The organism is Pseudomonas sp. NPDC012596 (assembly GCF_042902325.1).
Classification (GTDB): domain Bacteria; phylum Pseudomonadota; class Gammaproteobacteria; order Pseudomonadales; family Pseudomonadaceae; genus Aquipseudomonas.
Genome location: NZ_JBIBEB010000005.1, coordinates 92,915 through 118,700 on the forward strand (window position 1 = coordinate 92,915; position 25,786 = coordinate 118,700).

At 63.3% G+C, this 25,786-nt stretch carries 19 protein-coding genes and 2 pseudogenes; 14 read left to right on the forward strand and 7 right to left on the reverse strand.

Annotation, left to right across the window (positions count from 1 at the left end; translation table 11 throughout):
* Positions 1-80: 80 nt before the first annotated feature.
* Positions 81-697, reverse strand: a pseudogene (locus tag ACFY68_RS08280) (TPM domain-containing protein).
* Between the two features lie 187 nt (positions 698-884).
* On the opposite strand from ACFY68_RS08280, the gene bglX reads away from it, so the two are divergent.
* The 6 genes from bglX to ACFY68_RS08310 all read left to right on the forward strand — a co-directional run bounded on the left by bglX (position 885) and on the right by ACFY68_RS08310 (position 9,407).
* Positions 885-3,179: a beta-glucosidase BglX gene (gene bglX / locus ACFY68_RS08285; RefSeq protein ID WP_387525500.1), complete on the forward strand. Its 2,295-nt coding sequence runs from the start codon at positions 885-887 to the stop codon at positions 3,177-3,179.
* 133 nt (positions 3,180-3,312) lie between these two features.
* Positions 3,313-5,070: an ATP-binding protein gene (locus tag ACFY68_RS08290; protein ID WP_387525503.1), complete on the forward strand. Its 1,758-nt coding sequence runs from the start codon at positions 3,313-3,315 to the stop codon at positions 5,068-5,070.
* Entirely contained in the window at positions 5,064-6,389 is a 1,326-nt protein-coding gene (locus tag ACFY68_RS08295) for a sigma-54-dependent transcriptional regulator (protein ID WP_387525506.1), read from the forward strand. Before ACFY68_RS08290 ends, ACFY68_RS08295 begins: the two co-directional genes overlap by 7 nt.
* 225 nt (positions 6,390-6,614) lie before the next feature.
* Positions 6,615-7,934 carry an MFS transporter gene (locus ACFY68_RS08300; protein WP_346614505.1) on the forward strand — a complete coding sequence of 440 codons (1,320 nt, stop codon included), beginning with the start codon at positions 6,615-6,617 and terminating at the stop codon, positions 7,932-7,934.
* A 422-nt stretch (positions 7,935-8,356) separates the two neighbouring features.
* Positions 8,357-8,683 (forward strand): hypothetical protein, encoded by a 327-nt coding sequence (locus ACFY68_RS08305; RefSeq protein ID WP_387525509.1) that lies wholly within the window; start codon positions 8,357-8,359, stop codon positions 8,681-8,683.
* A 118-nt stretch (positions 8,684-8,801) separates the two neighbouring features.
* Entirely contained in the window at positions 8,802-9,407 is a 606-nt protein-coding gene (locus ACFY68_RS08310) for a flavin reductase family protein (RefSeq protein WP_387525512.1), read from the forward strand.
* Positions 9,408-9,419: 12 nt separating this feature from the next.
* On the opposite strand, the gene ACFY68_RS08315 is transcribed toward ACFY68_RS08310, so the two are convergent.
* On the reverse strand, positions 9,420-9,653 hold the full coding sequence (locus ACFY68_RS08315) for a hypothetical protein (protein ID WP_346614509.1): 234 nt from the start codon (positions 9,651-9,653) through the stop codon (positions 9,420-9,422).
* A gap of 56 nt (positions 9,654-9,709) precedes the next feature.
* A complete protein-coding gene (locus ACFY68_RS08320; RefSeq protein ID WP_387525515.1) occupies positions 9,710-10,003 on the reverse strand; it encodes a putative quinol monooxygenase in 294 nt (97 codons plus the stop codon).
* A 202-nt stretch (positions 10,004-10,205) separates the two neighbouring features.
* Between ACFY68_RS08320 and ACFY68_RS08325 the strand changes: the two genes are divergently transcribed.
* A complete protein-coding gene (locus ACFY68_RS08325) occupies positions 10,206-11,126 on the forward strand; it encodes an AraC family transcriptional regulator (protein WP_346614511.1) in 921 nt (306 codons plus the stop codon).
* A gap of 6 nt (positions 11,127-11,132) precedes the next feature.
* Here ACFY68_RS08325 and ACFY68_RS08330 read toward each other — a convergent pair whose 3' ends face one another.
* Entirely contained in the window at positions 11,133-12,770 is a 1,638-nt protein-coding gene (locus tag ACFY68_RS08330; protein ID WP_387525519.1) for a 5-guanidino-2-oxopentanoate decarboxylase, read from the reverse strand.
* A 114-nt stretch (positions 12,771-12,884) separates the two neighbouring features.
* Between ACFY68_RS08330 and ACFY68_RS08335 the strand changes: the two genes are divergently transcribed.
* Positions 12,885-13,760 (forward strand): LysR substrate-binding domain-containing protein, encoded by an 876-nt coding sequence (locus ACFY68_RS08335; protein WP_387525522.1) that lies wholly within the window; start codon positions 12,885-12,887, stop codon positions 13,758-13,760.
* A gap of 9 nt (positions 13,761-13,769) precedes the next feature.
* Here ACFY68_RS08335 and ACFY68_RS08340 read toward each other — a convergent pair.
* Positions 13,770-14,255: pseudogene (locus ACFY68_RS08340) on the reverse strand (NAD(P)-dependent oxidoreductase); the annotation flags it as partial.
* Between the two features lie 182 nt (positions 14,256-14,437).
* Between ACFY68_RS08340 and ACFY68_RS08345 the strand changes: the two are divergent.
* A complete protein-coding gene (locus ACFY68_RS08345; protein WP_387525525.1) occupies positions 14,438-14,611 on the forward strand; it encodes a hypothetical protein in 174 nt (57 codons plus the stop codon).
* A 20-nt stretch (positions 14,612-14,631) separates the two neighbouring features.
* Here the strand turns inward: ACFY68_RS08345 and ACFY68_RS08350 are convergent, their stop codons facing one another.
* Positions 14,632-15,501, reverse strand: coding sequence for an oxaloacetate decarboxylase (locus ACFY68_RS08350; protein ID WP_346614516.1), 870 nt, complete (start codon positions 15,499-15,501; stop codon positions 14,632-14,634).
* Positions 15,502-15,955: 454 nt separating this feature from the next.
* Between ACFY68_RS08350 and ACFY68_RS08355 the strand changes: the two genes are divergently transcribed.
* A complete protein-coding gene (locus ACFY68_RS08355; protein WP_387525528.1) occupies positions 15,956-17,419 on the forward strand; it encodes an MDR family MFS transporter in 1,464 nt (487 codons plus the stop codon).
* Positions 17,420-17,478: 59 nt separating this feature from the next.
* Here the strand turns inward: ACFY68_RS08355 and ttgR are convergent, their stop codons facing one another.
* Entirely contained in the window at positions 17,479-18,111 is a 633-nt protein-coding gene (ttgR, locus tag ACFY68_RS08360) for an efflux transport transcriptional regulator TtgR (protein ID WP_346614518.1), read from the reverse strand.
* A 259-nt stretch (positions 18,112-18,370) separates the two neighbouring features.
* Here ttgR and ttgA point away from each other — a divergent pair, with 259 nt between their 5' ends.
* From ttgA to ACFY68_RS08380, 4 genes are all read left to right on the forward strand, one after another.
* A complete protein-coding gene (ttgA, locus tag ACFY68_RS08365; RefSeq protein ID WP_387525532.1) occupies positions 18,371-19,525 on the forward strand; it encodes a toluene efflux RND transporter periplasmic adaptor subunit TtgA in 1,155 nt (384 codons plus the stop codon).
* Between the two features lie 3 nt (positions 19,526-19,528).
* Positions 19,529-22,681, forward strand: a complete 3,153-nt coding sequence (gene ttgB / locus ACFY68_RS08370) for a multidrug efflux RND transporter permease subunit TtgB (RefSeq protein WP_387525535.1) — start codon at positions 19,529-19,531, stop codon at positions 22,679-22,681.
* Positions 22,678-24,132: an AdeC/AdeK/OprM family multidrug efflux complex outer membrane factor gene (locus ACFY68_RS08375; protein ID WP_387525538.1), complete on the forward strand. Its 1,455-nt coding sequence runs from the start codon at positions 22,678-22,680 to the stop codon at positions 24,130-24,132. Before ttgB ends, ACFY68_RS08375 begins: the two co-directional genes overlap by 4 nt.
* A gap of 245 nt (positions 24,133-24,377) precedes the next feature.
* On the forward strand, positions 24,378-25,631 hold the full coding sequence (locus ACFY68_RS08380; RefSeq protein WP_387525541.1) for an OprD family porin: 1,254 nt from the start codon (positions 24,378-24,380) through the stop codon (positions 25,629-25,631).
* Positions 25,632-25,786: the final 155 nt, after the last annotated feature.

A 25,786-nucleotide genomic window follows, 5' to 3' on the forward strand; every position in this document is an offset into this window, starting at 1 on the left:
TAGCGGGGAGCGCGTTGCGCAATGCCGCGCATTCTACGTCGATGGCCGCCTCAGGCGAAGGTTTTCGCGATGGGTGTGGCTCAGTCGAGCACTACCAGGCGGTTGGGCAACTCGTTGCGCGCATGGGTGCGCGGTACGTGCTCGCACAGCCGCTCACCGCAGGCCTCGATACACTCGACAAAGCCCTGCAAGGTGCGGCCCTGGCGTACCTGCTCGGCAAAACGGGCAACGATGACCGCACGGGCCTTGGCATCCAGATGGCGATCGATGCCTTGATCGACGAGAATCTCCACATGCCGTTCAGCTTCGGCGACAAAGATCAGCACCCCGGTGCCGGCGGCAGTGCGCTGCAGGTTCTGTTCGCGAAACTGTTGCCGGGCCAGGCGCGATGCCCGCCAGCGGCGCAGCGCGCGCGGGATCAGCCAGCGGCCAGGCGCGGGTTGCGCAGCAGCACACACAAGCCAAAGAACAGCAACACATTCGCCACCAGCAGGCCGCGCACACCCGGCCAGCCCAGCAGCAGGTGACACAGCCCTGGCACGGCCAGGGCCAGCACGGCGGCCCAGAGCAGCGGCAGGTAGGCATAGTCATCGGCGCGGCGCGCCAGCACGGTCACCAGCTCGGCATCGGTGCGCCGCTCCACGCGGGCAATGGCCTCGGCGATCTGGCGTTGCTGGTATTCGTTGAGGGGGGTCATGCCTTCGGTCTCTCGATCGTTCTTATTGTTGTTGTCCCGGCGTTCGGGTGTTCCTCAGCGAGCGACATATTCAGGCATAATCCGCCGCTGGAATTAATGCCCGTGAATCGTACAACAATAGCCGCCTGAAAACTTCGGCCGCGCACGTATCACCGTGGATACGGCACAGGCCCCGACAACGGAATTCATGATGAAACTGTCTTTGCTGGGCCTGGCCATGATGGGCCTTGCCAGTCAGGCGGCCCTTGCCGCCCAAACCGCGCCGCCCCTGCAAGACAAGCAGGCGTTCATCGAGCACCTGATCAGCCAGATGACCGAAGCCGAAAAGATCGGCCAGCTGCGCCTGATCAGCATCGGCCCGGAGATGCCGCACGAGAAGATCCAAGAAGAAATCGCCGCCGGGCGTATCGGCGGCACCTTCAACTCGCGCACCGCCCCCGAGAACCGGCCGATGCAGGACGCCGCCATGCGCAGCCGCCTGAAGATCCCGATGTTCTTCGCCTACGACACCATCCACGGCGAACGCACCATCTTCCCGATCGGCCTGGGGCTGGCCGCTACCTGGGACATGGACGCCATTGCCAAGGTCGGCCGCACCTCGGCCATCGAGGCCTCCGCCGACGCCCTGGACATGACCTTTGCGCCGATGGTCGACATCGCCCGCGACCCACGCTGGGGCCGCACCAGCGAGGGCTTTGGCGAGGACACTTACCTCACCTCGAAGATCGGCCAGGTAATGGTCCGCTCGTTCCAGGGCAGCAGCCCGGCCAACGCCGACAGCATCATGGCCATCGTCAAGCACTTCGCCCTGTATGGCGCAGTGGAAGGCGGGCGCGACTACAACACGGTCGATATGAGCCTGCCGAAGATGTACAACGACTACCTGCCGCCTTATCGCGCCGCGCTGGACGCCGGTGCCGGCGGGGTGATGGTGGCGCTGAACTCGATCAACGGCGTGCCGGCCACCTCCAACACCTGGCTGATGAACGACCTGCTGCGCAAGGAGTGGGGCTTCAAGGGCGTGACCATCAGCGACCACGGCGCCATTCAGGAGCTGATCCGTCATGGCGTCGCGCGCGACGGCCGCGAGGCCGCCAAGCTGGCGATCAAGGCCGGCATCGACATGAGCATGAACGACACGCTGTATGGCGAAGAGCTGCCAGGGCTGCTCAAGTCCGGCGAAGTGACCCAGGGTGAACTGGACCAGGCCGTGCGCGAAGTGCTGGGGGCCAAGTACGAGATGGGCCTGTTCAAGGACCCCTACGTGCGCATCGGCAAGGCCGAAACCGATCTGAAGGATTACTACAGCGAAGACCGCCTGCACCGTGATGCCGCCCGCGACGTGGCCCGCCGCAGCCTGGTGCTGCTGGAAAACCGCCAGCAGACCCTGCCGCTGAAGAAAGCCGGCACCATCGCCCTGGTCGGCCCGCTGGCCGATGCACCGATCGACATGATGGGCAGCTGGGCTGCTGACGGTAAGCCGATGCACTCGGTCACCGTACGTGAAGGCCTGCGCCGCGCTGTCGAGGGCAAGGCCAAGCTGGTCTACGCCAAAGGTTCCAACGTCACCGGCGACAAGGCGATTCTCGATTACCTGAACTTCCTCAATTTCGATGCCCCGGAAATCGTCGATGACCCGCGCCCGGCAGCGGTGCTGATCGACGAAGCGGTCAAGGCTGCGAAACAGTCCGACGTGGTGGTGGCCGTGGTGGGTGAGTCCCGCGGTATGTCCCACGAGTCGTCCAGCCGCACCACGCTGGAGATCCCGGCCAGCCAGCGCGAGCTGATCAAGGCCTTGAAGGCCACCGGCAAGCCGCTGGTGCTGGTATTGATGAACGGCCGACCGCTGTCGATTGCCTGGGAGCGTGAGCAGGCTGACGCCATCCTCGAGACCTGGTTCGCCGGTACCGAGGGCGGCAACGCTATCGCCGACGTGCTGTTCGGCGACTACAACCCGTCGGGCAAGCTGGCCATCACCTTCCCGCGCTCAGTCGGGCAGATTCCGATGTACTACAACCACACGCGCATCGGCCGGCCGTTCACGCCGGGCAAGCCAGGCAACTACACCTCGCAGTATTTCGAGGAGCCAAACGGCCCGCTGTACCCGTTCGGTTATGGCCTGAGCTACAGCAGCTTCGAGCTGTCGGGGTTGACCCTGTCGGGCAAGGACCTCAAGCGCGGTAACACGCTGGAGGCCAAGGTGACTGTGAAGAACACCGGCAAGCTCGATGGCGAGACCGTGGTGCAGTTGTACCTGCAGGATGTCGCGGGCTCCATGAGCCGCCCGGTCAAGGAACTGAAAAACTTCCAGAAACTGCTGCTCAAGGCTGGCGAGTCGCGAACCGTGACCTTCCGCATCAGCGAGGACGACCTGAAGTTCTACAATGGGCAGCTGCAGCGGGTCGCCGAGCCAGGCGAGTTCAATGTTCAGGTCGGGCTGGATTCCGAAGCTGTACAGCAGCAGAGCTTCGAATTGTTGTAAGCCGCACTGGCCCTATCGCCGGCAAGCCGGCCCCCACAGGACTCCCACTGCGTGATGGCCCAGCGCAGTACCTGTAGGAGCCGGCTTGCAGGCGGTAGGCCCTACCCGCCACTCAATCATCCGGATCTGCCCCATGCCCTTTTCCTTTCGCGCCCTGCGTCTGGGGCTGATCATCCTGCTGATTGTGGCCGGCACTGCGCTCAGCGCGGGCTGGGCCATGCATCAGGCAAAGCGCCAGGCCATGGAGGACGACGCCCGCCGCGCCAGCCAGCAGCTGGGGTTGTACGCCACGGCCTTGCATACCTTGATCGACCGCTACCGCGCCCTGCCCGCCGTGCTGGCCTTGGACCCCGAGCTGATCCAGGCCCTGCGTGGGCCGGTCGACGACGCCATGCAGGACGCCCTCAACCGCAAACTCGAGCGCATCAATGGCGCGGCCAATTCCTCCACCCTCGAATTGCTCGACCGTACCGGCCTGGCCATCGCCGCCAGCAACTGGCGCCTACCCACTACCTACGTGGGTTCAAACTACGGCTTTCGCCCCTACTTCAAGCAAACCCGCAGCCAGGGCAGCGGCCGCTTCTATGCGGTCGGCGTGACCAGCGGCGTACCGGGTTACTTCCTGTCCAGCGCCGTCACCGACGAACAGGGGCGCTTCCTGGGGGCCATGGTGGTCAAGCTGGAGTTCCCCGAACTGGAGCGTGAGTGGCGCCAGGGCAGTGATGTGTTGCTGGTCAGCGACGCGCGCGGCATCACCTTCATCGCCAACCAGGACGGCTGGCGTTACCGCGAGCTGCAACCGCTGAGCGGCGCCGACCGCGCCGAACTAGCCGAAACGCGTCAATACGACAAGCAACCGCTGGTGCCCCTGCAGCATCAGGTTCTCACCCGCTTTGCCGAAAACAGCCACCTGAGCCGGGTGCAAGGCCCGGCCGGCACTGCCGAGTACCTGTGGGAGAGCCTCCCGCTCGCGGGTGAGGCCTGGACCCTGCATCTGTTGCGTAAACCGCAGGTCAGTGCTGCCGGGCGCAACGCTGGCCTGGGCGCCGCCGCCGTCTGGCTGAGCCTGGTATTCGCCGCGCTGTTCGTCAGCCAGCGCCTGCGCCTCGCCCGCCTGCGCCAGCGCAGCCGTGAAGAACTCAAACGCCAGGTCGAGGAGCGCACCCGCGAACTGCGCACTGCGCAGGAAGGCCTGGTGCAGTCGGCCAAGTTGGCTGCGCTTGGGCAAATGTCTGCGGCCATGGCCCACGAGATCAACCAGCCGCTGACCACCCAGCGCATGCAGCTGGAAACACTGCGCCTGCTACTCGACCACGGCCGCTACGACGAAGCGCGCCTGGCACTGGAGCCGCTGGAGCAGATGCTCACACGCATGGCCGCGCTTACCAGCCACCTGAAGACGTTCGCGCGCAACAGCCCGGTCGGCCTGCGCGAACGGCTAGACCTGGCGACCGTAGTAGATCAGGCCCTGCACCTGCTGGATACGCGCTTGCGCAGCGACGAAGTCGAAGTGGCCCTGTACCTGGCGCGCCCCGCCTGGGTGCGGGGCGATGCGATCCGTCTGGAGCAAGTGCTGATCAACCTGCTGCGCAACGCCCTCGACGCCATGGCCGACAAACGCTACAAACGCCTGGAAATCCGCATCGAGCTCGAACAGGATCAATGGCGCCTTAGCGTCCTCGACTCTGGCGGGGGGATTGCCGACACCAATCTGGCCAAGGTCTTCGACCCCTTCTTTACAACCAAGCCGGTGGGTGAAGGGCTCGGTCTGGGCCTGGCAATTTCCTATGGCATCATTCACGAGGCCGGCGGCCAGCTGCAGGCAGAGAACCTGCCAGGCGGCGCACGCCTGAGCTTTACCCTCCCCCGTGACCTGGAGCCTGTATGCTGAATTCAGTGATCGTCGTCGATGATGAGGCGAGCATCCGCAGTGCAGTCGAGCAATGGCTGAACCTGTCCGGGTTCAGCGTGCAGTTGTTCGCGCGCGCCGAGGAATGCCTGGCTCACCTGCCCCGGCACTTTCCAGGCGTCGTCATCAGCGATGTGCGCATGCCGGGCATGGGTGGCATGCAGTTGCTGGAGCGCCTGCAGGCCGATGACCCGGACCTGCCGGTAATCCTGCTAACCGGCCATGGCGATGTGCCGATGGCCGTCGAGGCCATGCGTAACGGCGCCTATGACTTTCTCGAAAAGCCCTTCACGCCGCAGCATCTGCTGGGCAGCCTGCGCCGTGCCCTGGAGAAACGCCAACTGGTGCTGGAGAACCGCCGCCTGCATGAGCAGGCTGACCTGAAGTCACGCCTGGAAGCCGCGCTGCTGGGCATGTCGCAAGGCCTGCAGCAACTGCGCCGGCAGGTGCTCGACCTGGCCAGCCTGCCGGTCAATGTGCTGATCCGCGGCGAAACCGGCAGTGGCAAAGAGCGTGTGGCGCGCTGCCTGCACGACTTCGGCCCGCGCGCGGGCAAACCCTTCGTCGCGCTCAACTGCGCAGCGATCCCGGAATCGCTGTTCGAAGCCGAGCTGTTCGGCCACGAGAGCGGCGCCTTTACCGGGGCCCAGGGCAAGCGCATCGGCAAGCTGGAGTATGCCAACGGCGGTACGGTGTTCCTCGACGAAATCGAAAGCATGCCGCTGGCCCAACAGGCCAAGCTGCTGCGGGTGATCCAGGAGCAGAAGCTGGAACGGCTGGGGGCCAACCAGAGCATCAGTGTCGACCTGCGGATCATCGCCGCCACCAAGCCAGACCTGCTCGAAGAAGCCCGCGCCGGGCGTTTTCGCGAAGACCTGGCCTATAGGCTGAATGTCGCGGAATTGCGCTTGGCGCCGCTGCGCGAACGGCGTGAAGACATCCCGTTGCTGTTCGAGCATTTCGCCCACGCTGCAGCCGAGAAGCTGAGCCGCACAGCCCCGCCGCTGTCGGCTACGCAGTTGGCGCAATTGCTGACCCATGACTGGCCTGGCAACGTACGTGAGCTTGCCAACGCGGCCGAGCGCCATGCCTTGGGCCTGGGATCACCCAGCATCGAGGCAGCACCGGCCGGGCAATCGCTGGGCGACCAGATGGAGGCGTTCGAGGCCCAGTGCCTGCGGGCAGCCTTGCGCCAGCATGCTGGCGAGATCAAGGCGGTGATGGAGGCGTTGCAGCTACCCAGGCGTACGCTGAATGAGAAGATGCAGCGGCACGGCCTGGTGCGTGAGGACTTTCTCTGATGAGCGGATTATTGCCGATCAAAACCAGTCGATAAGCGGAAATCCGCTCACCGAGGTCATCACGACACGATAAGCCGCTGACTAGGCAATCACCGGAACGCCAGCGGCCGCACGCTCTACGCCCCCATTTGGATCATCCTGCACCCATTTGGCACACCTTCTGCAATCGTCCTGGCAAGCAGCGCCTCAGGCGCGCTCCACAAAAACAACGAGAAGGTATCCCTGATGGATAACGCCACCTCCCTGCCAACCGGGGCGGCCGTCGCGCCCGCCGCAGAAAAAACCACCGCCAGCCGCCTCAAGTCGATTTTCAGTGGTTCCATCGGCAACATGGTCGAATGGTACGACTGGTACGTCTACGCCGCATTCTCGCTGTACTTCGCCAAAGCGTTCTTCCCCGCTGGCGACTCCACCGCACAACTGCTCAACACCGCCGCCATCTTTGCCGTGGGCTTTCTCATGCGCCCGATCGGTGGCTGGCTGATGGGCCTGTACGCCGACCGCAAGGGGCGCAAGGCCGCACTGATGGCCTCGGTCCTGCTGATGTGCGCCGGCTCCCTCGTCATCGCCCTGACCCCGGGTTATGAAACCATCGGCGTCGCCGCGCCGGTCCTGCTGGTGGTCGCCCGCCTGCTGCAGGGCCTGTCGGTGGGTGGTGAATACGGCACCTCGGCCACCTACCTGAGCGAGATGGCCAGCAAGGAGCGTCGCGGCTTCTTCTCCAGCTTCCAGTATGTGACCCTGATCTCCGGCCAGCTCATCGCCCTGGCGGTGCTGATTGTCCTGCAGCAGACGCTGACCACCGAGCAGCTGTATGCCTGGGGCTGGCGTGTACCGTTCGTGATCGGCGCGCTGTGCGCAGTGGTTGCCCTGTACCTGCGCCGTGGCATGGAAGAAACCGCCTCGTTCACCAAGAAGGAAAAGGCCAAGGAAAGCCTGATGCGCACCCTGCTGCGCCACCCCAAGGAACTGATGACCGTGGTCGGCCTGACCATGGGCGGCACCCTGGCCTTCTACACCTACACCACCTACATGCAGAAGTACCTGGTCAACACCGTGGGCATGAGCATCAGTGACTCCACCACCATCTCGGCGGCCACGTTGTTCCTGTTCATGTGCCTGCAGCCGATCATCGGCGGCCTGTCGGACAAGATCGGCCGTCGCCCGATCCTTATCGCCTTCGGTGTACTCGGCACGCTGTTCACCGTACCGATCCTCACCACCCTGCACACCATCCAGACCTGGTGGGGCGCATTCTTCCTGATCATGGCAGCGCTGATCATCGTCAGCGGCTACACCTCGATCAACGCCGTAGTCAAAGCCGAACTGTTCCCAACCGAAATCCGCGCACTGGGGGTTGGCCTGCCGTACGCGCTGACCGTTTCGATCTTCGGCGGTACCGCGGAATACGTGGCCCTGTGGTTCAAGAGCGCAGGCATGGAGAGCGGCTTCTACTGGTACGTCACTGCGTGCATCGCGTGTTCGCTGTTGGTGTACGCGACCATGAAAGATACCAAGCAGCATTCGCGGATTACGACTGACTGACAGTCAGCCTGCAGTCTTCAACAAAGGCGCCCCTTCACGGGCGCCTTTTTTGTTCAGGCCCGATAACCACAATGAATCGGCTCACGAGCATCTTGATGCTCTGGTCCCATCAAGAACCGCACGAGCGGGCTTCTCTAACGGGTACTAATCCGGTTCTCCAAAACGCTCGGTTTCATTTCCAACTCTTAACCCCCGATTAATTCAGCTTCTGCATCCTGCAAAGGCTGGCAAGGCATTCAGCACCCGAGGCTTGTATCTAAACCAGGTACCAAAAACGGATGCTGAATGGCGACGCTCACGCCATTATGCATCTATAAATTCGATTCTTAAGCGCTATTTTTTGCGCTTTTTAATCAAATTAATTGGCGTAGCATTGAATCCATAGAAACAAACAACTTCTCGCATCCAACGGAGCAACGACCATGAAAAACAAACTGATCCTCACCCTGGCCCTTTCGGTTTTCGCGGCTGGCGCCTTCGCCGAAGATGGCTTCGACCGCACCAACGCCCACAGCTTCACTGCGGTGCAAACGCAAACCGCCACTTACGCTGAAGATGGGTTTGACCGCACGGGTGCACAACGCTTCGCCGAAGACGGCTTTGACCGCACCGGTGGCCAACGCTTTGCCGAAGATGGCTTCGATCGCACCGGCGGCCAACGCTTCGCCGAGGATGGCTTCGACCGCACCGGCGGCCAACGCTTCGCCGAGGATGGCTTCGACCGCACCAACGCCCACCGCATCAGTTGATAACTGATGCGTGCAACCAGCCCGGCCTTGGCCGGGCTTGATCATTTGCAGGCGGCCGCAGACTTGGCACACTAGGCGCCTCGTCCAACCAGAGGTAGGGCCAGCAAGCCCAACGCAGATGTATTACTACGAACCCGCCAAAGGCCACGGCCTGCCCCACGACCCGTTCAATGCCATCGTCGGCCCGCGCCCGATCGGCTGGATCTCCTCGCAGAGCAGCGAAGGCCAACTGAACCTCGCGCCCTACTCCTTCTTCAACGCGTTCAACTACATCCCCCCGATCATCGGGTTCTGCAGTGTCGGGCGTAAAGACAGCCTGAACAACATCGAGCAGACCGGTGAGTTCGTCTGGAACCTCGCCACCCGCCCGCTGGCGGAGCAAATGAACCAGAGCTGCGCTGCAGTGCCCGCCGATGTGAATGAGTTCCAGCTGAGCGGCCTGACTGCCGCGCCGTCGAGCATCGTCCAGGTGCCACGTGTGGGCGAAAGCCCCGTGGCATTCGAATGCAAGGTGAGCCAGATCGTCCAGCTCAAGCGGGCGGACCAAGAGCTGGTGCCAAGCTGGCTGATCCTTGGTGAAGTGGTGGCGGTGCACATTGCCGAGCACCTGCTCAAGGACGGCATCTACGACACCGCCGCCGCCGAGCCGATTCTGCGTGGCGGTGGGCCGGCGGATTATTTCGAGCTGGGCAACCTGTTCAAGATGCGCAGGCCGCAGGTCTGATCGACGGGCGGGTTACCAGATCAGCTCGCCGTCTTCAGCCACGCCCTGAAGGCGCTCGAGCTCGGCGCAGGCGGCCTCATCGGCCGCAATGGCGCCTTTGAACACCTGGCCTTCCAGCACCTTGTGAAAGCGCGGCGCACCGCCCATGCCCAAGGCCTTGACTGCGATGGCGGCGTTGTAGCCACCGCCGTCTACCGGGACCATCGCCGAAACCGCTTCAAAATGCGGGAACTCTCTACGTGCCATGTCGCTATCCGCGTGATTGATCGAGGGGCGGCATTCTAACCCGTGTTGCGTGCCATTCAATCGAAGGTATGCAAATCCAGGCTGCTGACCACCTGGGCCTGCACCAGCTCGCCAAACACCTGCAGGGTCGGCGAGGCGAAATAACCGCTCATTGCCTGCTGGTCACGCCAGCTGCCGCTGAGCAGCCACAGGTCGGCATCAGCCTGCGAGCGCTGTACGGTGAAACTCAGGCAGCCGGGCGTGCGCAACGACGGCTCGAGCAGGTCACGCAGGCGCGCGCCAAGCTCCGCCGAACGACCGCTGCTGGCACGGATGAAAGCCAAGTGGGTGACCGGTTGGGAAAGGGCCATTGCACAATCTCCTTGAAGCAGGCGGACGGAAAAACCAGGCTGCCAAGGTTAGGGCCGCGCCCGCGCGGCGCGTTAGGCCAATACTGCACGTCGATTGCCTGATCCTGCTGCGGTGCAGGATCAGGCAATCGACGTGCAGCTTTCGACTAGCGCCCGCCATTGCCCAAACCTATGCTGCGTCGGTCAGTAGAGGAAAGCCATCATGACCACCACTCCGTCCATCGACCCGACCCTGGAAGTGCAGCGCCAAGAGCTGGCCGAGCTGATCGGCCGCCATGCCAGCGACGTCCACGGCCCGGCGTCTGCCATCGACGACCTGTACCTGGTGCGCTATACCGAGAATGTCCGCTCTGTGCCTACCTTGGCCCAACCCGCGCTGTGCATCCTGGCCCAGGGCAGCAAAAGCTTGTTCCTCGGCGACGAACAGTACGCTTACGACCCTTTGCACTACATGGTGGTGTCGGTGACTCTGCCGCTGAGCGGCGCGAGGCTCGACGCCAGCCCGGAAAACCCGAGCCTCGGCTTGCGCCTGGACCTCGACCCGGCCGAGATCAGCCAGCTGATTGCCGAAAGCGGGCCGATGCTGGTGCCCAACCTGCCTTCCGGCCGCGGCCTGTATGTGGAAAGGACTGACCCGCAACTGCTCGACGCCTTGCTGCGGTTGATTCGCCTGCTGGACTCGCCGCGTGACATCGCCATGCTGGCGCCGCTGATCCGTCGGGAAATTCTCTACCGACTGCTGCGCGGCCCCCAGGGCTACCGCCTGTACGAGATTGCCCTGGCCAACAGCCAGACTCACCGGGTATGCCAGGCCATCACCTGGCTCAACCAGAACTTCCAGCAACCGCTGCGCATCGAGGACTTGGCGCGGGAGGTCAACCTCAGCACCTCGACCCTGCACCATAGGTTCAAGGCCGTCACCTCCATGAGCCCGTTGCAGTACCAGAAGCAGTTGCGCCTGCAGGAGGCGCGCCGGCTGATGCTCAACGATGGCCTGGAGGCGGCGGTGGCGGGGTATCGGGTAGGGTATGAAAGCCCGTCCCAGTTCAGCCGCGAGTACAGCCGGTTGTATGGCGCGCCACCGATCCGCGATGTTGCACGGTTGCGGGCCAGTACCGGCTGATTAGCCTCAGCCCAGTACGGCTGCCTGCCACCGGTTCTGATCAACCTGGATCAGGGTCGGCCCCTTGCGCTCCACGGCCCGGCCAAGGGCAGCGTGCAATTGCGCCACATCGCCGACATCTTCGGCCTCAGCGCCCAAGGCACGGGCCACGCCGATGAAGTCCGGAGTATGGATGTCCACCCCGACCGGCTCGATGGCGCGATTGACCATGTACTTCTTGATTTCCTCGTAGCCCTGGTTATTCCATAGCAGCACGATCAATGGCACCTGGGCCTCCACCGCGCTGGCCAGTTCCGGCAGGGTGAATTGCAGCCCACCATCGCCAATCAGGCAAACCGCCGGTGCACGCGCGGCCGGTTGCTCGGCGCTGCCCAGCCAGGCCCCCATCGCCGCGGGCAGTGCATAGCCCAAAGTGCCGTAGCCGGTCGAGGCATTGAACCAGCGACGTGGCTGATCCATGTCCAGCGTCAGGTTGCCGGTGTACACCGGCTGCGTCGAATCGCCGACCAGGATGGCATTGGGCAGACGCTCCAGGATGCTGGTCAGCAGGCGGGTCTGGCTGAGGGCCGGCTGATCCCAGCCAGCATTCAGCGCATCACGCAGGTGCCGAACACGTGCAGCCCCCCAGCTACCGTCGCGGACCGGTTGCGGCAGCGCCTGCAAGCAGTCGAGCAACGCCTGCGCCGCCAACGCTGCATCGGCAACCAGCGCCAGCTCCGGCAGGTAATTGCGCACGGTCTGGTCCGGGTCGATATCGATGCGCAGCAGGCTGCCAGGGATTTCGAAGCCGCCCTTGAATGTCACGTCGTAGTCGGTTTCGGCCAGCTCGGTACCGATCGCCAGCACCACGTCGGCCTCCGCCACCAGCGCGCGGGTGGCGACCAGCGACTGGGTCGAACCGATCTGCAGTGGGTGGCTGGAAGGCAGCAGGCCCTTGGCATTGATGGTCAGCGCCACCGGGGCTTGCAGATGTTCGGCCAGGCCCGCCAGCGCAGCACCTGCATCCAGCGCACCACCCCCTGCGAGGATCAACGGCTTGCGCGCCTTTGCCAGGCGTTCGGCCATCTGCGCCGCGGCCTGTGGCGCGGCACCTGCGCGGCTGCTGCGCACCGGCCGGCCCGGCAGCAGGTGGTCGGCAGGCTCAACCAGTACATCCAGCGGGATTTCGATATGCACCGGCCGCGGGCGGGCGCCGTCGAATACGGCAAAGGCACGGGCCAGCACTTGCGGCAGGTCGTCGGCGCTCATCAGCGTCTGCGAAAACGCCGCCACACCGGCCACCAACGCGCTCTGGTTGGGCAGCTCGTGCAGCTTGCCACGGCCACCGCCCAGCTGGTCACGCGACTGCACGCTGGAAATCACCAGCATCGGGATCGAGTCGGCGTAGGCCTGGCCCATGGCGGTGGTGATGTTGGTCATCCCGGGGCCGGTGATGATGAAACACACCCCGGGCTTGCCGCGTGTGCGCGAGTAGCCGTCAGCCATGAAACCAGCACCTTGCTCGTGGCGTGGCGTGATATGGCGGATCGACGAGCCCGCCAGCCCTCGGTAGAGCTCCACGGTGTGTACGCCCGGGATACCGAAAACATGGGCAACGCCATAGCCTTCGAGGAGTTTGACCAGTACTTCGCCGCAAGTTGCCATCGGGTTTCACCTTGAATCTTGTTGAAATCTGTGCGCATTGGACCCAACGTGCAGCTATCGCCACAAGGCAAAAAAACACATACTAGCCATGTCCCTTAATCATGGCTCGCGACGATGAAACGCCTTCCGCCCCTCCCCGCCCTGCACACCTTCCTCATCACCGCGCAGCATTGCAATTTCACCCGTGCCGCTCAGCAGTTGCATATCACCCAAGGCGCCGTCAGCCGGCAGATCGCTGGGTTGGAAGAACACCTGGGTTACGCCCTGTTTCAGCGCCAGGCCCGCGGCTTGACCCTGACGCGTGAGGGGCAGGACTGGTTGCCACGCGTGCAGCAGGTATTCGCCCTGATCGAACAAGGCGTGCGTGAGGTGGGTGGGCGCAGCACTACCCTGCAGCTCAAGGCGCCAACCTGTGTGATGCGCTGGCTGTTGCCGCGGCTGATGGAATGGCAGGCCCTGCGCCCGGACGTACCCGTGGAGCTGACCACCACCGTGCAGCATGGCGTGGACTTTCGCCGTGAAGGGTTCGATGCGGCGGTGGTCTATGGCAGCTTGCCCAATCACGGGCTGCGGGCGCTCAAGCTGTTCGATGAGCAGCTGACGCCCGTGTGTGCACCCTCGCTGCTGGCAGGCCCTGTACCGTTGAAGCAGGTTGAAGACCTGGCGCGCCATATGCTGTTGCACCCCTCACGGGATGGGCACGACTGGCGCCTGTGGCTGCAGGCGGCCGGCGCGTCGTTCGAGCTGCACGGCCCTAAGCAGCATTTCGAGACCCTGGACATGGCCATGGCGATGGCGTCCCAAGGCACAGGGGTGGCCATTGGCGACTGGGCGCTGATTGGCGATGACCTGCGCGGCGGGCGCTTGTGCATGCCATTCGGCTTGAAGGTAAGCACCGGCAAGGGCTACTACCTGGTCAGCCAGGCCAAGAGCCTGCCAGCAGGGCTGGTCGAGCTGATGGACTGGCTGGCCGGGCGTGCCGAACAGTGACCGGGCGGGTCAGTAACCGACGGTGAAGCGTTGCCGCGAATGCGCCGGCTTCTCCAGCTCATCGATCATGGCGATGGCAAAGTCGGCAAAGGTGATCCAACTCTTGCCATCGGCACCAATCAGCAGATGGTCCTTGCCCAAGGTGTAGTGCCCGGTGCGTTCCCCTTCGACGAATTCTGCCGACGGCGACAGGAAGGTCCAGTCCAGGTTCTGCTCCTGGCGCAGCGCCTCGAGAAAACGCCCACCCGCGCTGGCTTCGGCCTTGTAAGCCTCGGGGAAATCCGGGCTGTCGATGACCCGATGCCCGGAAGGCAGCAACAGGCTACCGGCGCCGCCGACCACCAACAGGCGCTTCACGCCCGCACGCTTGACCGGTTCGATGATCGCGTGCGGCGCGATGGTCGAAAAATGCGCCGCACTCAGCACCGCATCCACGCCCGCGACGGCCCTTTGCAGCGCCGCGCTGTCGGTGACATCAAGCGCCTGCACGGTAACCGCATAGGCCGGCGACCTTGCGCAGCATGCTCGATTTTCTGGCGCAGCGGTTCACCGACGAACCAGCGTGGGATGAGGATTTGTTGTGAACCGGCGCGCAAGCAGGCCTTGGCGGCAAGCGCCCGCCTGCAGTTGACCTATGCTTGAGGTATCACCTGTTTTTGCAACAGGAGGTGAGCACCATGGGTATCACGTCCAGAAGAGTCGCCCTTGTCATGGCCTTGACCGCCGTTGCCGGGCTTTACGGCTCCGCCTGCTGGCGCGCCGAGCTGCTACGCAGCCAGCCTAACGCGGCGGCGAGTTGCGAGCAGGCGCATTGCGTGCCGCACACTGCCACCTTGAGCGCCGTCCGTTGAGCTGAACGGCGCCAAGCCGGTCACTCATCGACGCTCATGTACTCCTTGGCCCAGCGGATATAGTCCTCAGGCTGGGTGTAGGTGTGCGAGAGCTCGGTGGCGGTGAGGTTCTCCGACTTGTTCTGCTGGCCGCGTTGCAGCCGCAGGCAGTCGTAAGTGGCCTTGATCGCAGCGAAGTACGCGGCGTGGCCATCGACCACGATACGCACGCCCAGACGCGCCAGGCGCTCGTCGTCACGCAGGTTGGGGTTGGCGTAAGTCACCAGCATCAAGGGCACGGTCAGGTGCTCGGCAATCTGCTCCAGCTGTTCGAAGTCCTTTACACCCACCATGCAGATACCGTCGGCACCGGCCTTCTGGTAGCTCTGCGTGCGCACGATGATCTCTTCGGTGCTGAGCACCCCGGCGTTGGTGCGGGCAATGATCGACAGCGACGAGTCAACGCGTGCTTCCAGGGCTGCACGGATCTTGCCGACACCTTCGTCGACCGGGATCAGGTCGGTGGACTTGCGCCCGAACTGGGCCGGCAGCAGGGTGTCTTCGATGGTCAGCGCAGCCACGCCGGCGCGCTCCAGCTCGATGACCGTGCGCATCACATTCAGCGCATTGCCGTAACCATGGTCGGCATCGGCGAGCACCGGCAATTGGGCCACGCGGCCGATGCGGGTAGCCTGTTCGACGAATTCGCTCAGGGTGATCAAGGCGAAGTCCGGCGCAGCCAGCACCTGCAACGAAGCGACCGAGCCGCCGAGAATTCCAACCTCGAAACCCAGGTCGGCGGCAATACGCGCCGACATCGGGTCGAACACAGACGCTGTGTGGTAGCAGGAACCTGAAGCGAGTAGCTCGCGGAATGCAAAACGCAAATCTTGGTGGGAAGCCCTGGGCATGATCACTCCGCTTATACGTGAAATTGAACGGTTGCTACCGACCCCTGAATCGGGTCTACCTGACCTGTTCCAACCGTCGCCATCTGGGCGGTCATGCTCGACATGCAGGCAGAGGAATAAAAGGTGTGGGATACAGCGGCACCGAAATCCTGCGACATCTTGCTGCACCAAGCTGGTGCAAGCCCCGGATTTCAGCCCCTGCGGCCCATGCACGATATCACGCGGCCATGCACCACTGGATGAATGCGCCAATGCCGATCTTGCATAGGGGATGCAGATAGTACATAGGAAGCTACCTAAGTCGGGTTACAATCCGGCTATTCATGTCGGCCCCTTTGCGGGTAAAACCGCTGCCACAGGCTCGCCACTGTTCTTACGGCCAGTGCTGAACCTGCGGCAGCGGCTTTACCCGTGAAGGGGCCGGAAAAGTCACCGCCATTAGACAAGGTGCTCCGTGACAGCTGCCCTGCCCCCCACCGCCCTGCGCAACGTACTCACTGCGTTGATGCTGGCCATCTTCCTTGGTGCCCTCGACCAGACCATCGTCGCCGTTTCCCTGCCCGCCATCTCCGCGCAGTTCAATGACGTCGGCCTGCTGGCGTGGGTGATCTCCGGGTACATGGTGGCGATGACCGTGGCGGTGCCAATCTACGGCAAGCTGGGTGATCTGTACGGGCGTCGGCGCATGATCCTTACCGGTATCAGCCTGTTCACCCTGGCTTCAATCGCCTGCGCCCTGGCCCAGGACATGCAGCAGCTGGTGCTGGCGCGCGTACTGCAGGGGGTTGGCGCGGGCGGTATGGTCTCGGTCAGCCAGGCGATCATCGGTGGCTTCGTACCACCCCGCGAGCGGGGCCGCTACCAGGGCTATTTCAGCAGCATGTACGCCGCGGCAAGCGTTGCCGGGCCCGTGCTGGGCGGTTGGCTGACCGAATATCTGTCATGGCGCTGGGTATTCTGGATCAACCTGCCGCTGGGCCTGGTTGCATTGTGGGCGATCCACCGTGCCTTGGGTGGCCTGCCGGTGCAACGCCGCGAAGCCCGGGTGGACTACCTGGGCGCCGTGTTGCTGATCGTTGGCCTGGGCAGCCTGTTGCTGGGCATTACCCTGGTCGGCCAAGGCCAGGCCTGGAATGCGCCCGCCGTCATGGGCCTGTTTGCCTGCGCTGGGCTTGGCACGGCCGTGTTCGTCGCCCACGAGCGCCGCTGCCAGGAACCGTTGCTGCCCCTAGGCCTGTTCGGTAACCGGGTTGCCGTGCTGTGCTGGGGGGTGATTTTCTTCGCCAGCTTCCAGTCTATTTCACTGACCATGCTGATGCCTTTGCGCTACCAGGGCATCACCGGCGCCGGCGCCGACAGTGCAGCACTGCACCTGCTGCCCTTGGCCATTGGCCTGCCCATAGGGGCCTTTACCGGCGGGCGCATGACCAGCATCACGGGCCGCTTCAAACCGCAGATCCTCGCCGGCGCGCTGCTGATGCCGGTCGCGGTCTTCGCCATGGCCATCACCCCGCCACAGTCGGCCCTGCTCAGCGCCGTGTTCATGTTGCTGACCGGCATCGCCTGCGGCCTGCAGTTCCCGACCTCGCTGGTGGGCACGCAGAGTGCGGTGGGCAGCAAGGACATCGGCGTGGCCACCAGCACCACCAACCTGTTCCGCTCACTGGGCGGGGCCATGGGCGTGGCGTGCATGTCCAGCCTGCTGCTGGCGCTGTTGCACCAAGGCGGTTTCGAGTTGCAGGGTAACCCGTTGCTGGGCAGCCTGCAGGCCGGCGAAGCAGACACGGCAACCCAGGCGCGTTTGCTGGCAACCTTCCGGCATCTGTTACTGGGCAGTGCGGCGGTGGCGTTGCTCGGCCTGCTGGCGGCCCTGGCATTACCGGACCGGCAATTGCGCGGGCGTGAGGGAGCAGCCTGAGGTATTAATCCCCCCTTAACATCAGGAGGAAACACTCCCTCACAATCCTTAACAAAGTGTCATTTGCGCAGGGCCGGGCTCAAGCGCAGCATATCCAGCCCGGTGTCGACCCATTTTTCGGCATCGCGCAGCAGCTCGAAGCTGTCCGGCAGCAGCAACCAACGCCCGATCAGGCCATCGACATAGGCAAACAGGGCCACGGCTGCGCGCTCTACATCCAGCTCGGCCGGCAATTGTTCGCGGCGTACGGCATTGGCCAGCGCCAGGTTGATGCCCACGTGGCAATCCAGTACAGCGCTCTGGCGCTGCTGGCGAATTTCACACATGTCATCGGTGAACTCGCACTTGTGATGCAGGATTTCGTTGATACGACGGGTACGGGCGTCCAGCACCAGCTCGTTGAACACTTGCAGCAGCAGCTTGCGCATGCACCCAAGCGGGTCGACTTCGTCCTCGCTTTCACTGGCACGCGCCAAGTGGTCATGGGTTTCGTGCAGGCTGTCGAGCAACGCCTGCACCAGCTCTGCCTTATTATTGAAATGCCAGTAGATCGCACCCCGAGTCACGCCCGCCAGCTCGGCGATGTCCGCCAGGGTGGTGCGCGCAACCCCGCGCTTGTAGAAGGCCTTTTCCGCTGCCTCGATGATTTGCGTGCGGGTTTCCTGGGCTTCTTCTTTGGTTCGACGGACCATGGCAGTACAACCTCATCTGGGCCCGCAGGCGCGTCGCGTGCAGGGAATCCGCCGGGGCCACACCTCTGCAGGGTGCTTCCCGGATTGGCTAATAAAAGGGCTGGGGTAGTAGCCAAGTACCACCCAACGGTATTTACAAACAACCATGAATGTAAGTATATTCGTTAGTAAGCTATTTATCCACCTGGTAGCATTTTTTCCGTCAAGACTCTTCCATTACCCTTGAGCATCTCCCAGCTCTAGCGATCCGAGGATCCTCATGCAATTCAAGCCAGCCGTTACCGCTCTGGTTTCCGCCGTCGCCCTGGCAACCCTGCTCAGTGGCTGCAAGAAAGAAGAAGCCGCGCCCGCAGCACAGGCTCCTCAGGTCGGCGTAGTGACCATCCAGCCCCAAGCCTTCACCTTGACCTCGGAACTGCCGGGGCGCACCAGCGCATTCCGCGTCGCTGAAGTCCGCCCACAGGTCAATGGCATCATCCTCAAGCGCCTGTTCAAGGAAGGCAGCGAGGTCAAAGAAGGCCAGCAGCTGTACCAGATCGACCCTGCCGTGTACGAGGCCAACCTGGCCAACGCCCAGGCTAACCTGCAAGCTACCCGCTCGCTGGCCGAGCGCTACAAGCAGCTGATCGACGAACAGGCGGTGTCCAAGCAGGAATACGACGACGCCAATGCCAAACGATTGCAGGCCGATGCGTCGCTCAAAAGCGCCCAGATCGACCTGCGCTACACCAAGGTGCTGGCGCCGATCAGCGGTCGCATCGGTCGCTCGTCGTTCACCGAAGGCGCGCTGGTGAGCAATGGCCAGACCAACGCCATGGCCACCATCCAGCAGCTCGACCCGATCTACGTCGACGTCACGCAGTCCACCGCCGAGCTGCTCAAGCTGCGCCGTGAGCTGGAAAGCGGCCAACTGCAGAAGTCCGGCGCCAATACCGCATCGGTTCAGCTGGTGCTGGAAGACGGCAGCCTGTTCAAGCAGGAAGGTCGCCTGGAGTTCTCCGAAGTCGCGGTCGACGAGACCACCGGTTCGGTGACGCTGCGCGCCATCTTCCCCAACCCGGACCACACCCTGCTGCCAGGCATGTTCGTGCATGCGCGGCTCAAGGCCGGGGTCAACAGCCAAGCTATCCTGGCCCCGCAGCAAGGCGTTACCCGTGACCTCAAGGGTGCACCGACCGCGCTGGTGGTCAACCAGGAGAACAAGGTCGAACTGCGCCAGCTCAAGGCCAGCCGCACCCTGGGCAGCGACTGGCTGATCGAGGAAGGCTTGAACCCGGGCGACCGCCTGATCACCGAAGGCCTGCAGTACGTGCGCCCTGGCGTCGAGGTCAAGGTCAGCGATGCCACCAACGTCAAGAAGCCAGGCAGCCCTGATCAGGCCAACGCGGCCAAAGCAGACGCCAAAGCGGAGTAAACCATGTCGAAGTTCTTTATCGATCGCCCGATCTTCGCCTGGGTGATCGCCTTGGTGATCATGCTGGTCGGCGCCTTGTCGATCCTGAAGCTGCCGATCAACCAGTACCCAAGCATCGCGCCGCCGGCCATCGCCATCGCCGTGACCTACCCGGGCGCTTCGGCGCAGACCGTGCAGGACACCGTTGTGCAGGTGATCGAGCAGCAGCTCAACGGTATCGACAACCTGCGCTATGTGTCTTCGGAGAGTAACTCCGACGGCAGCATGACCATCACGGCCACCTTCGAGCAAGGTACCAATGCCGACACCGCGCAGGTACAGGTGCAGAACAAGCTGAACCTGGCCACCCCGCTGCTGCCGCAAGAGGTGCAGCAGCAAGGTATCCGCGTCACCAAGGCAGTGAAGAACTTCCTGCTGGTGATCGGCCTGGTGTCCGAAGACGGCAGCATGACCAAGGACGACTTGGCAAACTACATCGTCTCCAACATGCAGGACCCGATCTCGCGGACCGCCGGTGTAGGTGACTTCCAGGTGTTCGGTGCGCAGTACGCCATGCGTATCTGGCTGGATCCGGCCAAGCTGAACAAGTTCCAGCTGACGCCGGTCGACGTCAAGACCGCGGTCGCCGCGCAGAACGTGCAGGTATCGTCCGGCCAGCTCGGCGGCCTGCCTGCCCTGCCGGGTACCCAGCTCAACGCGACCATCATCGGCAAGACCCGCCTGCAGACCGCTGAGCAGTTCGAGAAAATTCTGCTCAAGGTCAACACGGACGGTTCACAGGTACGACTGGGTGATGTCGCCCAGGTCGGCCTGGGCGGTGAGAACTACGCCATCAGCGCCCAGTTCAACGGCAAGCCGGCCTCGGGCCTGGCGGTCAAGCTGGCGACCGGCGCCAACGCCCTGGACACCGCCAAGGCACTGCGTCAGACCATCAGCGACCTGGAACCGTTCTTCCCGCCTGGGGTAAAAGCGGTGTTCCCGTATGACACCACGCCGGTGGTCACCGAATCGATCAGCGGGGTAATCCACACCCTGATCGAAGCCGTGGTCCTGGTGTTCCTGGTGATGTACCTGTTCCTGCAGAACTTCCGCGCCACCATCATTACCACCATGACCGTACCGGTGGTACTGCTGGGTACCTTCGGCATCCTCGCCGCCGCGGGCTTCAGCATCAACACCCTGACCATGTTCGCCATGGTCCTGGCCATCGGCTTGCTGGTGGACGACGCCATCGTCGTGGTGGAAAACGTCGAACGGGTGATGTCCGAGGAAGGCTTGCCGCCCAAGGAGGCGACCAAGCGCTCCATGGAGCAGATCCAGGGTGCCCTGGTGGGTATCGCCCTGGTGCTGTCGGCGGTACTGCTGCCAATGGCCTTCTTCGGCGGCTCCACGGGTGTGATCTACCGTCAGTTCTCCATCACCATCGTCTCGGCCATGGGCCTGTCGGTGCTGGTGGCGCTGATCTTCACCCCGGCACTGTGCGCCACCATGCTCAAGCCACTGAAGAAGGGCGAGCACCATGAGGCCAAGGGTGGTTTCTTCGGCTGGTTCAACCGCAACTTCGACCGCAGCGTAAACGGCTACGAGCGTAGCGTCGGGACCATCTTGCGCAACAAGGTGCCGTTCCTGCTCGCCTACGCCCTGATCGTGGTCGGCATGATCTGGCTGTTCGCTCGTATTCCAACGGCGTTCCTGCCTGAGGAAGACCAAGGCGTACTGTTCGCCCAGGTGCAAACCCCGGCAGGCTCCAGTGCCGAGCGCACTCAGGTGGTGGTCGACCAGATGCGTGAGTACCTGCTCAAAGAAGAAGCAGACACCGTGTCGTCGGTGTTCACCGTCAACGGCTTCAACTTCGCCGGCCGCGGCCAGAGCTCCGGTATGGCGTTCATCATGCTCAAACCGTGGGACGAACGCTCCAAGGAGAACAGTGTGTTCGCCCTGGCCGAGCGCGCCCAGCAGCACTTCTTTACCTTCCGCGACGCGATGGTGTTCGCCTTCGCACCGCCTGCGGTACTCGAACTGGGTAACGCCACCGGCTTCGACGTGTTCCTGCAGGACCGCGGCGGTGTCGGCCATGCCAAACTCATGGAAGCACGCAACCAGTTCCTGGCCAAAGCGGCACAAAGCAAGGTGCTCAGTGCCGTGCGCCCGAACGGCCTGAACGATGAACCGCAGTACCAGCTGACCATCGATGACGAACGTGCCAGCGCCTTGGGCGTGACCATCGCCGACATCAACAACACCCTGTCGATTGCCCTGGGTGCCAGCTACGTCAACGACTTCATCGACCGCGGCCGGGTCAAGAAGGTATACATCCAGGGTGAACCAAACGCCCGGATGAGCCCCGAAGACCTGCAGAAGTGGTACGTGCGCAACGGCGCAGGCGAGATGGTGCCGTTCTCCTCGTTTGCCAAAGGCGAGTGGACCTACGGTTCGCCCAAACTGTCCCGTTACAACGGCGTCGAGGCGATGGAAATCCTTGGTGCACCGGCCCCGGGCTACAGTACCGGTGATGCCATGGCCGAGGTGGAGCGTATCGCTGGCGAGTTGCCGGACGGTATCGGCTTCTCCTGGACCGGCATGTCCTACGAGGAAAAACTCTCCGGCTCGCAAATGCCGGCGCTGTTCGCCCTCTCGGTACTGTTCGTGTTCCTCTGCCTGGCAGCACTGTATGAAAGCTGGTCGATCCCGATCGCCGTCGTGCTGGTAGTACCGCTGGGTATCATCGGTGCGCTGATCGCTACCAGCCTGCGCGGGTTGTCCAACGACACCTACTTCCTGGTCGGCCTGTTGACCACTATTGGCCTGGCGGCGAAGAACGCGATCCTGATCGTCGAATTCGCCAAGGAACTGCATGAGCAGGGCCGTAGCCTGTACGACGCGGCGATCGAGGCGTGCCGCATGCGTCTGCGCCCGATCATCATGACCTCGCTGGCGTTCATCCTCGGCGTGGTACCGTTGACTATCGCCAGCGGCGCCGGCGCGGGCAGCCAGCACGCCATCGGCACCGGCGTGATCGGCGGCATGATCAGTGCAACCATCCTGGCAATTTTCTGGGTACCGCTATTCTTCGTCGCAGTGTCGTCGCTGTTCGGCAGCAAAGAGCCGAAAAAAGATGCCACCCCTGAAACTCCACGTTATGAGGCTGGGCAATGACCAAGTCTTTGTTGTCCCTGGCGGTAACCGCTTTGATCCTTGGCGGCTGCTCGCTGATCCCTGATTACCAGACCCCGGAAACCCCGGTGGCCCAGCAGTGGCCGCAAGGCCCTGCGTACTCGCCGACCCAGTCGGCCGACGTGGCCGCCGCTGAACAAGGCTGGCGCCAGTTCTTCCAGGACCCGGCACTGCAGCAACTGATCCAGACCTCGCTGGTGAACAACCGCGACCTGCGCGTCGCGGCGCTGAACCTGGACGCCTACCGCGCCCAGTACCGCATCCAGCGTGCCGACCTGTTCCCGGCGGTGTCGGCCACTGGCAGCGGCAGCCGCCAGCGCGTCCCGGCCAACATGTCGACCACCGGCGAATCCAACATCACCAGCCAGTATTCGGCCACCCTGGGCGTCAGCGCCTATGAGCTGGACCTGTTCGGCCGCGTACGCAGCCTGACCGAGCAGGCCCTGGAGACTTACCTGTCCAGTGAGCAGGCGCGCCGTTCCACGCAGATCGCCCTGGTGGCCAGCGTGGCCAACGCCTACTACACCTGGCAGGCCGACCAGGCGCTGTTCAAGCTGACCGAAGATACCCTCAAGACCTACGAGGAAAGCTACAACCTCACCCGCCGCAGCAACGAGGTAGGTGTGGCGTCGGCGCTGGACCTGAGCCAGGCACGCACCGCCGTGGAAGGCGCGCGGGTCAAGTACTCGCAGTACCAGCGCCTGGTCGCCCAGGACGTCAACAGCCTGGCCGTGCTGCTCGGCACCGGCGTACCGGCCAACCTGCCGGCCCCGCTGAAACTCGATGCCGACCAGTTGGCCGAGGTTCCGGCGGGCCTGCCCTCCGACCTGCTGACCCGGCGCCCGGACATTCAGGAAGCCGAGCACCTGCTGAAAGCTGCCAATGCCAACATTGGCGCTGCGCGTGCTGCGTTCTTCCCGAGCATCAGCCTGACCGCCAACGCGGGTACCCTGAGCCCGGACATGGACGGGCTGTTCAAGGGCGGTTCGGGTACCTGGCTGTTCCAGCCCCAGATCAACCTGCCGATCTTCAACGCCGGCAGCCTGAAGGCCAGCCTGGACTATTCGAAGATCCAGAAGGACATCAACGTCGCCAAGTACGAAAAGACCATCCAGACCGCCTTCCAGGAAGTCTCCGATGGCCTGGCGGCGCGCAAGACCTTCGAAGAGCAGTTGCAGGCGCAACGTGACCTGGTGCAAGCGAACCAGGACTACTACCGCCTGGCTGAACGCCGTTACCGCATCGGCATCGACAGCAACCTGACCTTCCTCGACGCCCAGCGCAACCTGTTCAGCGCCCAGCAGGCACTGATCACCGACCGCCTGTCGCAGCTGACCAGCGAGGTCAACTTGTACAAGGCGCTGGGGGGCGGCTGGTACGAGCGGACCGGCCAGGCCAATCAGCAGGCCTCGGTGAATACACCGAAGGGCTGACCCAACGGCTGCAACCTCAAGCCCACCCTCGCGGTGGGCTTTTTGTTGCCGCCACAGATAATTAACCAACCGGAACATTCCGTTCGATTATCGCCCGCTACCGTGTGCGACGAATTGCCTCGCCCCTTCCCTTCCCCGCACCATCGCACCCAGCAACGTTGCCCACGTTCATCAAAAAAGACCGCCCTGCAGGCCGCATCCTGCAGCACAGCGGTTCGCCAATAAAAACAAGAGATCCACGACAGATGAGCACTTCGCACCCCGCACGCCAGCTGCTGCCCGGCCTGTTGGCCATGTCCTGCACGTTCCCCGCGTTTGCCGCCGAAGGCGGTTTCATGGAGGACGCCAAAGCCAGCCTCAACCTGCGCAACTTCTACATCAACCGCAACTTCGTCGACCCGGCCCACCCCCAGGCCAAAGGCGAAGAATGGACGCAAAGCTTCATCCTCGATGCCCGCTCCGGTTTCACTCAGGGCACCGTGGGTTTCGGCGTGGACGTACTGGGTTTGTACTCGGTCAAGCTCGATGGCGGTAAAGGCACCACCAATACCCACCTGCTGCCGGTACACGACGATGGCCGCCCCGCCGACGACTTCGGCCGGCTGGGCGTGGCACTGAAAGCCAAGCTGTCGCAAACCGAATTGAAAGTCGGTGAATGGATGCCGGTGTTGCCGATCCTGCGCTCGGATGACGGCCGCTCACTGCCGCAGACCTTCCGCGGCGGCCAGCTTACCTCGAAGGAAATCGACGGCCTCACCCTGTACGCCGGCCAGTTCCGCGGCAACAGCCCGCGCAATGATGCCAGCATGGACGACATGTCGCTCAACGGCCGTGCGGCCTTCACCTCCGACCGCTTCAACTTCGGCGGCGGTGAGTACACCTTCAACGACAAGCGCACCATGATCGGCTTGTGGGATGCTCAGCTCAAGGACATCTACCGCCAGCAATACCTCAACCTGGTGCACAGCCAGCCACTCGGCGAATGGACACTGGGCGCCAACCTTGGGTATTTCATCGGCAAGGAAGATGGCGCCGAACGCGCCGGCCAACTCGACAACCGCACCGCTTCGGCGATGCTTTCGGCGCGCTACAAAGGCAACACTTTCTACGTCGGTTTGCAGAAAGTCAGCGGCGACGATGCCTGGCTGCGGGTCAACGGCACCAGCGGTGGCACCTTGGCCAACGACAGTTACAACTCGAGCTTCGACAATGCCAAGGAACGCTCTTGGCAGGTGCGCCACGACTTCAACTTCGTCAGTGTCGGTATCCCTGGGCTGACGCTGATGAACCGCTACATCAAGGGTGACAATGTCACCGCGGGCGGTGTTGACGATGGCAAGGAATGGGCGCGGGAGACCGAGCTGGCCTATGTGGTGCAATCGGGTTCGTTCAAGGATTTATCGGTGAAATGGCGCAACTCGACCATGCGCCGCGACTTCAGCACCAACTCGTTCGATGAGAACCGGTTGATTGTGAGTTATCCGCTGAATCTGCTGTGACTTCACTGGCCTCTTCGCGGGCAAGCCCGCTCCTACAGGGATTGCGCTCACTCCAAGCCTGCGCATTCCCTGGGGAAGCGGGCTTGCCCGCAAAGAGGCGGGCAAGCCTTAAATAACCTTATCGAATAACAACCTGCGCAAACCTTCATTGACGA

Coding starts and splice junctions, on each gene's coding strand:
- bglX (WP_387525500.1), top strand. CDS start 885: ATGATGAAACTGTCTTTGCTGGGCCTGGCCATGATGGGCCTTGCCAGT.
- ACFY68_RS08290 (WP_387525503.1), top strand. CDS start 3,313: ATGCCCTTTTCCTTTCGCGCCCTGCGTCTGGGGCTGATCATCCTGCTG.
- ACFY68_RS08295 (WP_387525506.1), top strand. CDS start 5,064: ATGCTGAATTCAGTGATCGTCGTCGATGATGAGGCGAGCATCCGCAGT.
- ACFY68_RS08300 (WP_346614505.1), top strand. CDS start 6,615: ATGGATAACGCCACCTCCCTGCCAACCGGGGCGGCCGTCGCGCCCGCC.
- ACFY68_RS08305 (WP_387525509.1), top strand. CDS start 8,357: ATGAAAAACAAACTGATCCTCACCCTGGCCCTTTCGGTTTTCGCGGCT.
- ACFY68_RS08310 (WP_387525512.1), top strand. CDS start 8,802: ATGTATTACTACGAACCCGCCAAAGGCCACGGCCTGCCCCACGACCCG.
- ACFY68_RS08315 (WP_346614509.1), bottom strand. CDS start 9,653: ATGGCACGTAGAGAGTTCCCGCATTTTGAAGCGGTTTCGGCGATGGTC.
- ACFY68_RS08320 (WP_387525515.1), bottom strand. CDS start 10,003: ATGGCCCTTTCCCAACCGGTCACCCACTTGGCTTTCATCCGTGCCAGC.
- ACFY68_RS08325 (WP_346614511.1), top strand. CDS start 10,206: ATGACCACCACTCCGTCCATCGACCCGACCCTGGAAGTGCAGCGCCAA.
- ACFY68_RS08330 (WP_387525519.1), bottom strand. CDS start 12,770: ATGGCAACTTGCGGCGAAGTACTGGTCAAACTCCTCGAAGGCTATGGC.
- ACFY68_RS08335 (WP_387525522.1), top strand. CDS start 12,885: ATGAAACGCCTTCCGCCCCTCCCCGCCCTGCACACCTTCCTCATCACC.
- ACFY68_RS08345 (WP_387525525.1), top strand. CDS start 14,438: ATGGGTATCACGTCCAGAAGAGTCGCCCTTGTCATGGCCTTGACCGCC.
- ACFY68_RS08350 (WP_346614516.1), bottom strand. CDS start 15,501: ATGCCCAGGGCTTCCCACCAAGATTTGCGTTTTGCATTCCGCGAGCTA.
- ttgR (WP_346614518.1), bottom strand. CDS start 18,111: ATGGTCCGTCGAACCAAAGAAGAAGCCCAGGAAACCCGCACGCAAATC.
- ttgA (WP_387525532.1), top strand. CDS start 18,371: ATGCAATTCAAGCCAGCCGTTACCGCTCTGGTTTCCGCCGTCGCCCTG.
- ttgB (WP_387525535.1), top strand. CDS start 19,529: ATGTCGAAGTTCTTTATCGATCGCCCGATCTTCGCCTGGGTGATCGCC.
- ACFY68_RS08375 (WP_387525538.1), top strand. CDS start 22,678: ATGACCAAGTCTTTGTTGTCCCTGGCGGTAACCGCTTTGATCCTTGGC.
- ACFY68_RS08380 (WP_387525541.1), top strand. CDS start 24,378: ATGAGCACTTCGCACCCCGCACGCCAGCTGCTGCCCGGCCTGTTGGCC.